The sequence below is a fragment of the Microcella sp. genome, assembly GCF_030645145.1.
Taxonomy (GTDB): domain Bacteria; phylum Actinomycetota; class Actinomycetes; order Actinomycetales; family Microbacteriaceae; genus Microcella.
Genome location: NZ_JAUSMI010000166.1, coordinates 20,060 through 31,001 on the forward strand (window position 1 = coordinate 20,060; position 10,942 = coordinate 31,001).

8 protein-coding genes, 1 tRNA gene and 1 pseudogene are annotated in these 10,942 nt (G+C 70.1%); 3 read left to right on the forward strand and 7 right to left on the reverse strand.

All coding sequences use genetic code 11. The features are described from left to right. Positions 1-27: 27 nt before the first annotated feature. From rpsA to polA, 3 genes are all read right to left on the reverse strand, one after another. Positions 28-1,470, reverse strand: coding sequence for a 30S ribosomal protein S1 (rpsA, locus tag Q7T15_RS11515; RefSeq protein ID WP_304696410.1), 1,443 nt, complete (start codon positions 1,468-1,470; stop codon positions 28-30). 200 nt (positions 1,471-1,670) lie between these two features. Continuing rightward, on the reverse strand, positions 1,671-3,335 hold the full coding sequence (locus tag Q7T15_RS11520; RefSeq protein WP_304696411.1) for a DUF885 domain-containing protein: 1,665 nt from the start codon (positions 3,333-3,335) through the stop codon (positions 1,671-1,673). 9 nt (positions 3,336-3,344) lie between these two features. Then, positions 3,345-6,008: a DNA polymerase I gene (gene polA / locus Q7T15_RS11525; RefSeq protein WP_304696412.1), complete on the reverse strand. Its 2,664-nt coding sequence runs from the start codon at positions 6,006-6,008 to the stop codon at positions 3,345-3,347. 79 nt (positions 6,009-6,087) lie between these two features. Here polA and Q7T15_RS11530 point away from each other — a divergent pair, with 79 nt between their 5' ends. Next, on the forward strand, positions 6,088-6,513 hold the full coding sequence (locus Q7T15_RS11530) for a PaaI family thioesterase (protein WP_304696413.1): 426 nt from the start codon (positions 6,088-6,090) through the stop codon (positions 6,511-6,513). A gap of 15 nt (positions 6,514-6,528) precedes the next feature. On the opposite strand, the gene Q7T15_RS11535 is transcribed toward Q7T15_RS11530, so the two are convergent. Beyond that, positions 6,529-7,164, reverse strand: a complete 636-nt coding sequence (locus Q7T15_RS11535; RefSeq protein ID WP_304696414.1) for an ANTAR domain-containing response regulator — start codon at positions 7,162-7,164, stop codon at positions 6,529-6,531. Between the two features lie 46 nt (positions 7,165-7,210). Between Q7T15_RS11535 and Q7T15_RS11540 the strand changes: the two genes are divergently transcribed. Both Q7T15_RS11540 and Q7T15_RS11545 read left to right on the forward strand, forming a co-directional pair. After that, positions 7,211-7,293, forward strand: a tRNA-Leu gene (locus Q7T15_RS11540). A 217-nt stretch (positions 7,294-7,510) separates the two neighbouring features. Beyond that, on the forward strand, positions 7,511-8,311 hold the full coding sequence (locus Q7T15_RS11545; RefSeq protein WP_304696415.1) for a hypothetical protein: 801 nt from the start codon (positions 7,511-7,513) through the stop codon (positions 8,309-8,311). Positions 8,312-8,398: 87 nt separating this feature from the next. On the opposite strand, the gene pyk is transcribed toward Q7T15_RS11545, so the two are convergent. From pyk to Q7T15_RS11560, 3 genes and pseudogenes are all read right to left on the reverse strand, one after another. Next, positions 8,399-9,856, reverse strand: coding sequence for a pyruvate kinase (gene pyk / locus Q7T15_RS11550; protein WP_304696416.1), 1,458 nt, complete (start codon positions 9,854-9,856; stop codon positions 8,399-8,401). Positions 9,857-9,916: 60 nt separating this feature from the next. Next, positions 9,917-10,642: pseudogene (locus tag Q7T15_RS11555) on the reverse strand (FAD-dependent oxidoreductase); the annotation flags it as partial. A gap of 38 nt (positions 10,643-10,680) precedes the next feature. Next, positions 10,681-10,942 (reverse strand): acyl-CoA thioesterase domain-containing protein (locus tag Q7T15_RS11560; RefSeq protein ID WP_304696417.1); only part of this gene is annotated, 262 nt, incomplete at its 5' end.

Here is a 10,942-nt window from a genome sequence, read left to right on the forward strand (position 1 = left end):
GACCCGGGTGACTCGGTTGCCCGTCGTTCAGTTACCCGAGAGCTTCTCGCGCAGAGCGGCGAGCGACTCGTCGTCGGCGAGGGTGCCCGCGCCGGCCGACTCGGAGCTGAAGGTCGAGCCGCTCGGCAGGTCGAGCGTCGACTCCTCGGTGAGGGCCGTGGCGACCTGCTTCTTGTGGGCCTCCCAGCGGGCCTGGGCGGCAGCGTAGTCCTGCTCCCACTTGCCGCGCTGCTCCTCGAAGCCGTCCTTCCACTCGCCCGACTCGGGGTCGAAGCCCTCGGGGTACTTGTAGTTGCCGGCCTCGTCGTACTCGGTCGGCATGCCGTAGACGGCCGGGTCGAACTCGGTGCCCTCGGGGTCGACGCCCTCGTTGGCCTGCTTGAGGCTCAGCGAGATGCGACGGCGGTCGAGGTCGATGTCGATGACCTTGACGAACACCTCGTCGCCGACCGACACGATCTGCTCGGCGAGCTCGACGTGCTTGCCCGACAGCTCCGAGATGTGCACGAGGCCCTCGATGCCGTCCGCGACGCGGACGAACGCGCCGAACGGGACGAGCTTGGTGACCTTGCCCGGCGCGACCTGACCGATCGCGTGCGTACGGGCGAAGACCTGCCACGGGTCCTCCTGCGTCGCCTTGAGCGAGAGCGACACGCGCTCGCGCTCGAGGTCGACCTCGAGGATCTCGACGGTGACCTCCTGGCCGACCTCGACGACCTCGCTCGCGTGCTCGATGTGCTTCCAGCTGAGCTCGGAGACGTGCACGAGGCCGTCCACGCCGCCGAGGTCGACGAACGCGCCGAAGTTGACGATCGAGGAGACGACGCCCTTGCGGACCTGGCCCTTGGCGAGGTTGTTGAGGAACGTGGTGCGGCTCTCGGACTGCGTCTGCTCGAGGAGCGCGCGGCGCGAGAGGACGACGTTGTTGCGGTTCTTGTCCAGCTCGAGGATCTTCGCCTCGAGCTCCTGGCCGAGGTACGGCGTGAGGTCGCGGACGCGGCGCAGCTCGATGAGCGAGGCGGGGAGGAAGCCGCGGAGGCCGATGTCGACGATGAGGCCGCCCTTGACGACCTCGATGACCTGACCGGTCACGACGCCGTCGGCGTCCTTGATCTTCTCCACGTCGCCCCATGCGCGCTCGTACTGGGCGCGCTTCTTGGACAGGATCAGACGGCCTTCCTTGTCCTCCTTCTGGAGAACGAGGGCCTCGACGGTGTCGCCGACGCTGACGACCTCGGACGGGTCGACGTCGTGCTTGATCGAGAGCTCGCGCGAGGGGATGACGCCCTCGGTCTTGTAGCCGACGTCGAGGAGGACCTCGTCGCGATCGATCTTGACGACGGTGCCCTCGATGAGGTCGCCGTCGTTGAAGAACTTGAGGGTCAATTCGACCGCGGCCAGGAAGTCTTCAGCAGAGCCGATGTCGTTGATGGCGATCTGCTTGGGGGCCTTGGTCGTTACGGTGGTCATGTAGTGGTTGCTCCGATGCGGACATGGATCGGGCCCGGGGCGACGAGGTGCTGGAAAGTGTCGTCCGGGCGTACGGACAGAACGACGCCAGATTGGCGACCCTCCACCCTATCGTCCCGGCGGAGGCGCGGCAACACGCCTCGACCCCGGAGCCGCGAGGGCGTCCGGGGTCGAGAGCGAGAGGGCTGTCGTCAGCCCGATCAGCCGAGCAGCGCCGATTTCAGGGTGTCGAGGCCGACGCCGCCGAGGTCGAGCGCCTTCTTGTGGAACGCCTTGTTCGAGAACGCGTCGCCCTCGCGGGCCTTGTACTCGTCGCGGATCTGCTCCCAGATGCGCTGGCCGACCTTGTACGACGGAGCCTGGCCGGGCCAGCCGAGGTAGCGGTTGACCTCGAACTGGACGAAGCCGTCGTTCATGTTGACGTTCTTGCGCATGAACGCGAAGGCGTCCTCGCTCGTCCAGACCTCCCCCGTCTCCGGGTGGATCTTGCCGAGGTGCACGCCGATGTCGAGCACGAGGCGAGCGGCGCGCATGCGCTGGCCGTCGAGCATGCCGAGGCGGTCGGCCGGGTCGTCGAGGTAGCCGAGCTCCTCCATGAGCCGCTCGGCGTAGAGGGCCCAGCCCTCCGCGTGACCGCTCGTGCCCGCGAGCAGGCGGCGCCACGAGTTGAGCTGCGCGCGGTTGTAGACGGCCTGGCCGATCTGCAGGTGGTGGCCGGGAACGCCCTCGTGGTAGACGGTCGTCGTCTCGCGCCAGGTGTCGAACGAGTCGACGCCCTCGGGGATCGACCACCACATGCGTCCCGGGCGCGAGAAGTCGTCCGTCGGGCCGGTGTAGTAGATCGCGCCGCCGGGAGTGGGGGCGATCATGCACTCGAGCGCCTTGACGGGCTCGGGGATGTCGAAGTGCGTGCGCGAGAGCTCCTCCACGGCGGTGTCGCTGAGCTTCTGCATCCACTCCTGCAGCGCCTTCCGGCCATGCAGCTTGCGCGACTCGTCCTTCTCGAGGTGCGCGATGGCCTCCTCGACTGTCGCACCGGGGAGGATCTCGTTCGCGATGCGCGTCTGCTCCTCGACCATGCGGGCGAGCTCCTGGATGCCCCACTCGTAGGTCTCGTCGAGGTCGATCGTCGCCCCGAGGAACCGGCGCGACATGAGGCTGTACAGCTCGCGGCCGACCGCGTCCTCCGTGCGCGCGACGGGCGCGAGCTCGTTCTCGAGGAAGTCACCGAAGCGCCCGTAGGCGTCGGCGGCCTGCTCGGCGGCCGCGGCGAGCTCCTTCTTCAGGCCCTCGGAGACCTCCGCGCCGCTCGTGAACTCGGCGAAGAACCCGTCGCGGGCGGCGTTCGTGCGCACCTGGGTGAGCACCTCGCGCACCTGGCGGACGGCCGGCGTGTTGTCGTTCGCGATGCCCTCGCGCAGCGTCTCGGTGTACCCCTCGAGGGCGTCGGCCACGCGCGTGAGCTTGCGGGCGATCGTCGCCCAGTCCTCCTCCGTCGCGGTCGGCATGAGGTCGTAGATCTCGCGGATGCCCTGCGCGGGCGAGGCGAGGACGTTCAGGTCGCGCGCCTCCCACCCGGCCTCCGCGAGCTCGAGCTCGAGACGGATCTCGGCCGACATGTCGGCGATCGTGACTCGGTCGGTGTCATCGACGGGAGTGGCGGCCTCGAGCTTGGCGAGGACCTCCCGCCCGGCGGCGTGCATCCGAGCACGGCCCGCGGGCGAGTAGTCCTGGTACTCGTCGAGCTTCCCGTCGGCACCGATGTAGGTGGCGAGTTCGGGGCTCAAGGAGACCAGGGTGGCGACCCATTCCTCGGCGATCGTGTCGACCTCGGTGGGCTGGCGGCTGGCGGCGTTGTCAGTCATGCCCCGAGCCTAATGCGCGGCGGCATCCCAGTTCGGGCCCGTTCCCACCTGCACCTCGAGCGGCACGTCCAGGTCGGCGGCCGAGCCCATGCGGGCCCGAACGATCGCCTCGAGCGCGTCGCGCTCGCCCGGGGCGACCTCGAAGACGAGCTCGTCGTGCACCTGCAGGAGCATCCGCGATCGCAGCGCCTGCTCGCGCAGGTCGGCGGCGACGCCGATCATGGCGATCTTCATGATGTCGGCCGCGGTGCCCTGGATGGGCGCGTTGAGGGCGGCGCGCTCGTCGTTCTCGCGCAGCACGCGGTTGGGCGAGTTGAGGTCGGCGAAGGGGCGCCGGCGGCCGAAGATCGTCTCGGTGTAGCCGTCCTCCTTCGCCTGGACGACGACGCTGCGCAGGTAGTCGCGCACCGCCCCGAAGCGCGCGAAGTAGTCGGTCATGAGCTGCTTCGCCTCGGCGCTCGAGATGCGCAGCTGCTTCGACAGCCCGAACGCGCTGAGGCCGTAGGCGAGGCCGTAGCTCATCGCCTTGACCTTCGTGCGCATCTCGGGCGTCACGTCGGCGGGTTCGACGCCGAAGATGCGCGAGCCGACGAAGCGGTGCAGGTCCTCCCCCGTCGTGAACGCCTCGATGAGGCCGGGGTCGCCCGAGAGGTGCGCCATGATGCGCATCTCGATCTGCGAGTAGTCGGCGGTCAGCAGCCCCTCGTAGCCTTCGGCGGCGACGAACGCCGCGCGGATGCGGTGCCCCACCTCGGTGCGCACCGGGATGTTCTGCAGGTTCGGGTCGGTCGAGGAGATTCGCCCCGTCGTCGTTCCCGTCTGGTCGTAGGTCGTGTGGATGCGTCCGTCATCGCGCGTCGCGCGCTCGAGCGTCTCGACCATCTGCCGCAGCTTCGTCGCATCGCGGTGCTGCAGCAGCAGACCGAGGACGGGGTGCGGATGCGCCTCCTGCAGATCGGCGAGGGCTGCGGCGTCGGTCGAGTACCCCGTCTTCGTCGCGCGGGTCTTCGGCATGCCGAGCTCGTCGAAGAGCACCTGCTGCAGCTGCTTCGGCGAGCCGAGGTTGACCTCGCGGCCGATCTCGGCGTAGGCCCTCTCGGCGAGGCCCGCCGCGGTCTCGCCGAGCTCGGCGTTGAGGGCGGTGAGTCCGGCGCGGTCGACGGCGACCCCCGCGCGCTCCATCGCCGCGATGACGGGCGTCACGGGCAGCTCGATCGTCTCGAGGACGGTCGTGCTCGACGGCGCGAGCCGCTCGCGCTGCGCGGCGACGATCCGCGCGAGGTACCAGGCACCGGTCGCGGGCGACAGCGCCGCGGTGTCGGGGACGAGCTGGTTGGGGTCCGGCTCGGGGAGGCTCTCGCCGAGGATGCTCCCGACGAGCTCGGCGAGCGACTGGGTGCTCGACCCCGGGCGCTCGAGCCACGCCGCGAGGGAGGCATCCCACGCGATGCCCGCGAGGGGAAGGCCCTGGGCGGCGAGGATGCTCGTGGCGCGCTTGCCGTCGACGAGGAGCTTCGGTTCGTCCGAGGCGAGCCACGCCTCGAGGGCGGTGTAGTCGGGGCGACCCGCGGCCCAGTTCACGTGCACCGTGTCGGCGCCGGCGGCGAGGCCGAAGCCCTCGAGGGAGCCGAGCGGGGCATCCACCACCAGGGCGATCGGATCGCCCGTGGCGACGGCGGCGCGCAGCCACGCCGCCAGCTCCTCGTCGACGAGCGTGCGGACGGCGGGCGCGTCGGCGGCCGCCGAGGGCGCGGCGCCCTCGCCGCTCATGTCGGCGCCCTCCGCGGCCGCGATCTTGAGCACGCGCTCCGTCAGGGTGCGGAACTGGAGGCGCTCGAAGACGCGCTTGACCGCGGCGACGTCCATGGGGCCGCGCTCGAGGTCGTCCGGGCCGACCGGGAGCTCGACGTCGGTCACGAGGCGGTTCAGGCGGCGGTTGCGCTCGGCGCGATCGCGCTGCTCGCGCAGGTTGTTGCCGACCACTCCCCCGATCTCGTCGGCGTGCGCGAGGAGGTTGTCGAGCGAGCCGTACTGGGTGATCCACTTCACGGCCGTCTTCTCGCCGACCTTGTCGACGCCCGGAAGGTTGTCGCTCGTCTCGCCGACGAGGGCGGCGATCTCGGGGTACTGCTCGGGGTTGATGCCGTAGCGCTCGCGCACGGCGTCGGCGTCGTAGCGCTTGAGCTCGGAGACCCCGCGGGCGTTGGGGTAGAGCAGCGTGACCCGGTCGTTGACGAGCTGGATGGTGTCGCGGTCGCCCGACACGACGAGGACGTCGTAGCCCTTCTCGGCGCCCTGCGCGGCGAGCGTGGCGAGGATGTCGTCGGCCTCGAAGTCCTCCTTCGTGATCGTCGTGACGTTCATCGCCGCGAGGGCCTCCTGCAGGAGCGGCACCTGGCCGACGAACTCGGGCGGGGTCTCGCCGCGCGTGCCCTTGTACTCGGGGTACTCGCGCGTGCGGAACGAGTAGCGGGAGATGTCGAACGCGACGGCGACGTGCGTCGGCTTCTCCTTCGCGAGGAGCCCGAGGAACATCGAGATGAAGCCGTGGATGGCGTTCGTGTGCTGGCCGTCGTGCGTGACGAAGCTGTCGATCGGGAGCGCGTAGAAGGCGCGGAACGCGAGCGAGTGGCCGTCGACGAGGAGGAGGGTAGGCTTTCCGGAGTCCGTCACGGGGCCAGCCTAACGGGGCGCTCCGACACCTCAGGGAAGGGGCCGAGGCCCTCCTCCCGTGACCCGCCGAAGGTCCGCGATGCCCCAGATTCCCGCCGATCTCGACCCCGAGCTGCACGAGCGGCTCGTCGCCTCGGGCGGGGGCGCGCTGACGCGCAAGATGGGCATCGAGTTCCTCGAGCTGAGTGCCGAGCGGTCCGTGGCGCGGATGCCCGTCGAGGGCAACACGCAGGTCATCGGGCTGCTCCACGGCGGGGCGCATGTCGTGCTCGGAGAGAGCCTCGGCTCGATCTCGTCGGCGATCCACGCCGGGCCCGGCCGGTACGCGGTCGGCATCGAGATCAATGCGACGCACTCGCGCTCGACGACCGCCGGCTGGGTCACGGGGACGTGCACCGCCCTGTCGCTCGGCCGCACGCTCGCGACGCACGAGATCGTCATCCGCGACGAGGAGGGGCGCCGCCTCTCGACCGTCCGCATGACGAACATGCTGCGCGACCGCTGATCGCGGCCCCGCTCGCTACTCGGCGGCGGCGGGCTTCTTCGCGGCGTCCTTCTTGGGCGAGAGCTGCTCGATGACGGCCTGCGCCACGGCGTGCATCGTCGTCCGGCGGTCCATCGACGCCTTCTGGATCCAGCGGAACGCCTCGGGCTCGGTCAGGCCCATGCGCTCGTTGAGCAGGCCCTTCGCGCGGTCGACGAGCTTGCGGGTCTCGAAGCGCTCGACGAGGTCGGCGACCTCGGCCTCGAGCGTCAGAATCTGCTGGTAGCGGCTGAGCGCGATCTCGATCGCCGGCAGCAGGTCGTTCGGGGTGAAGGGCTTGACGACGTAGGCGAGGGCGCCGGCCTCGCTCGCCTGCTCGACGAGCTCCTTCTGCGAGAAGGCGGTCAGGAGGACGACGGGAGCGATGTGGTTCTCGCTCAGGCGCTTCGCGGCCTCGATGCCGTCCATGACGGGCATGCGGATGTCCATGACGACGAGGTCGGGACGCAGCTCGGTGGCGAGGGCCACGGCGGTCTCGCCGTCGCCCGCCTCGCCGACCACGTCGTACCCGTTGTCGCGGAGGATCTCCACGATGTCCATGCGGATCAGCGACTCGTCCTCGGCGACGACGACACGGCGGGGGGCGACGGTGCTCTGTTCCTGGTCACTCACGGAAATGAGCCTACGGTATGGTCGAGCCGTCGGGCCCTGGGCCCGCGCCGGCTTGGCGGAATGGCAGACGCGGCGCACTCAAAATGCGCTGTCCGAGAGGACGTGTGGGTTCGAGCCCCACAGCCGGTACTCGCGACCCCAGTCGCTCAGCTGATGCTCGCCCGGCGCGCTGACGCTCGCGCGTCACGGGGTTCGAGCCCCACAGCCGGTACCGCCTTCCTCCGGGTTCGCCCTCCTCACGGCCGCTGACCACCCTCAGGATGCGATCCGAAGGTCTCCTGGGAAATCAACCCCGGTGCGCCATGACATCGGATGCTCTTGGGTGGAACGGAGAAGGAGGTCCACCATGACGTCAGCCAACGACCGGGACCGCATCGATGGTCCCCGAGACACCACGCACGACGACCCCCGCATCGACCGGGATCTCGACGGGCGCGACGACCGCACCGAGGCGCTCAGCCGCGACCGCGTCGACCGCGACCACGACGGCATCGACGACCGCCGAGAGGCGGCCCCCGTCGTCGCCGACACCGGGCGCCACGGCGACCCGGACCACGTCGAGGATCCTCGCGTCGTCCAGCGCGAGATGATCGCGCGCGAGAAGGAGGAGTTCGGCGGCATCAAGTGGGGATCGGCCTTCTTCGGCTGGCTCGCCGCCGTTGGAACCGGCGTGCTGCTCACGGCACTCGTCGCCGGCACCGGCACGGCGCTCGGACTCGCGACCGACACGACCGCCGAGGAGGCCGTCGAGGGCGCCGCGCAGGGCGCCGACACCGTCGGCATCATCGGCGCCGTCCTGCTCGCGCTCGTGATCTTCATCGCCTACTACGCCGGTGGCTACGTCGCCGGCCGCATGGCGCGCCTCGATGGCGCCAAGCAGGGTCTCGCCGTGTGGCTGTGGGCCCTCGTGATCGCCATCATCGTCGCCATCATCGGCGCGATCGGCGGCTCCGAGTTCAACATCCTGGCGAACCTCAACGGGTTCCCGCGCCTGCCCATCGGGGAGGGCGAGCTCACGACGATCGGCATCATCACGGCCGTGGTCGTCGCTCTCGTCAGTCTCGGCGGCGCCATCCTCGGCGGCCTCGCCGGCATGAGATTCCACCGTCGCGTCGATCGCGCGGGCCTCGGAATCACCCGCCGCTGACCGCGGGGCCGCGTGAGCGGCTCGGAACCACGAACGGGGCGCGACCGTCAGGTCGCACCCCGTTCGTCGTCCGCGGACGGACCGGGATCAGTCGGCGTGGTCGCCGCTCTCCCAGACCGGAGCCTTGGCGTGGATCGCGTCGCCGATCGTATGCACGCGGATGTCGTTGGTCGAGCCGGGGATGCCGGGAGGGGACCCGGAGATCACGACGACCTTGTCGCCGATCTCGGCGAGACCGGCATCGAGGAGCGCGACGTCGACCTGGTGGTACATCGCGTCGGTGTGCGTGACCCGCTCGACGAGGAACGACTGGATGCCCCACGTGAGCGACATACGGCGCTGGATGGCGGCATCGGGCGTGAAGGCCTTCATCGGGATGCGGAACCGCAGCCGCGACATGCGGCGAGCGGAGTCGCCGGACTCGGTGAACACGCACACGTACTTCGCGTCGACGAAGTCGGCGACCTCGGCCGCGGCGAGAGTGATCGCCCCGCCCTGCGTGCGCGGCTTCGTGCCGAGCGGCGGAATGCGCTCGAGGCCGTGCTCCTCGGTCGACTCGACGATGCGCGCCATGGTCGAGACGGTGATGACAGGGAACTCCCCCACGCTCGTCTCGCCCGAGAGCATGACCGCGTCGGCGCCGTCGAGGACGGCGTTGGCGACGTCGGAGGTCTCGGCGCGCGTCGGGATGGGGCTCGAGATCATCGACTCGAGCATCTGCGTCGCGACGATGACGGGCTTGGCCATGCGGCGGGCGAGCTCGACGGCGCGCTTCTGGACGATCGGCACGGCCTCGAGCGGGAGCTCGACGCCGAGGTCGCCGCGGGCGACCATGATGCCGTCGAAGGCGTCGACGATCTCCTCGAGCGCGTCGACGGCCTGCGGCTTCTCGATCTTGGCGATCACGGGGATGGTGCGCCCCTCCTCGGCCATGATCTCGTGCACGCGCACGACGTCGGAGGCGTTGCGGACGAACGAGAGGGCGATGTAGTCGGCGCCGAGCTTGAGGCCCCAGCGCAGGTCGTCCTCGTCCTTCTCCGACAGGGCGGGCACGTTGACCGCGACGCCGGGGAGGTTGATGCCCTTGTTGTTGGAGACGGGGCCGGCCACGATGACCTGGGTGCGCACGCGCACGCCGTCGGTGTCGAGCACCTTGACCTTGACCTTGCCGTCGTCGATGAGGAGGAAGTCGCCGGGCTTGACGTCGTCGGGGAGGCCCTTGAACGTCGTGCCGACGAGCTCCTTGGTGCCGAGGACGTCCTCGGTCGTGATGGTGAAGATGTCGCCCTCGGCGAGCTCGTGGGGGCCGTTCTCGAACTTGCCGAGACGGATCTTCGGGCCCTGCAGGTCGACGAGGACCGCGACGGGGCGGGCGGAGTCCTGGGCCGCCTGCCGGACGTTGCGGTAGACCTCCTCGTGCACGGCGTAGCTGCCGTGGCTGAGGTTCATGCGGGCGACGTCGACGCCCGCCTCGATGATGGATCGGATGTTCTCGTAGCTCGAGGTCGCCGGCCCGAGGGTCGCGACGATCTTTGCTCGTCTCATGACTTCCTTATTCGTGGGGTGGTGGTAGAGGTGGTGCTGCCGCCCCGGAGGGCGGTCGTCTCAGACTGCCAGCGCGCGGTCGGTCGCCCTGACGGGCGCCGGCAGGTCGGTGGCGCCCTGGAGGAAGCGGTCGACCTCCGCCGCGACGGCGCGCCCCTCCGCGATCGCCCAGACGATGAGCGAGGCGCCGCGCCCGGCATCCCCCGCCACGAAGACGCCCGACTCGTTCGTCGTGTAGTCGGCCGCGCGCGCGACGGTGCCGCGCTCGTCGATCCGGAGGGCGAGCTGGTCGTCGAGCGTCGAGCGCTCGACGCCCGTGAAGCCGAGCGCGAGGAGGACGAGGTCGGCGGGGATCTCGCGCTCCGTGCCGGCCTTGGGGATGCGACGGCCGTCGACGTACTCGGTCTCGGCGACGCGCAGCGCGCGCACCTCGCCCGCGCCGTTGGTGAGGAACTCGACGGTCGAGGCGAGGTACATCCGCTCGCCGCCCTCCTCGTGCGCGCTCTGCACCTCGAACAGCGTCGGCTGCATCGGCCACGGCTGGTTCGCGGGGCGTTCGGCGGGCGGCTGCACGCCGATCGCGAGGTTCGTGACCGACAGGGCGCCCTGACGGTGCGCGGTGCCGATGCAGTCGGCGCCCGTGTCGCCGCCGCCGAGGACGACGACGTGCTTGCCGTCCGCGCGGATCTGGTCCACCAGCGGCTGCAGCTTGTCCATGCTGCGGCGGGTGACGCAGGCCACATAGCCTTCGCGTGCGAAGCGGCGGGCGATGGCGCCGCCGGTGGCGTCACCCGCGCCGATGATCAGTGCAACCTTTTTCATGATCACTCTTTGTAGTAAACGACTTGGTGCGTGGTGGCCAGCAGATCACCCGCCTCGTTCCACAGTTGCGCCGTCTGGTCGAAGTAGCCGTTGCGAAACGCCTGCGCCTGGGCCTGGCCCAGCAGGTAGCCGGTGCCGGTGGCGGCCAGCAGCGCCGCATCGGCATGAAAGTACACGGTCATGGACACGGTGCCGATCGGCACCAGCGTGGCGCGGCGGCGCCAGATGCGCGGGAAGAACACATCGGCCAGAGCGGTCAGCGAT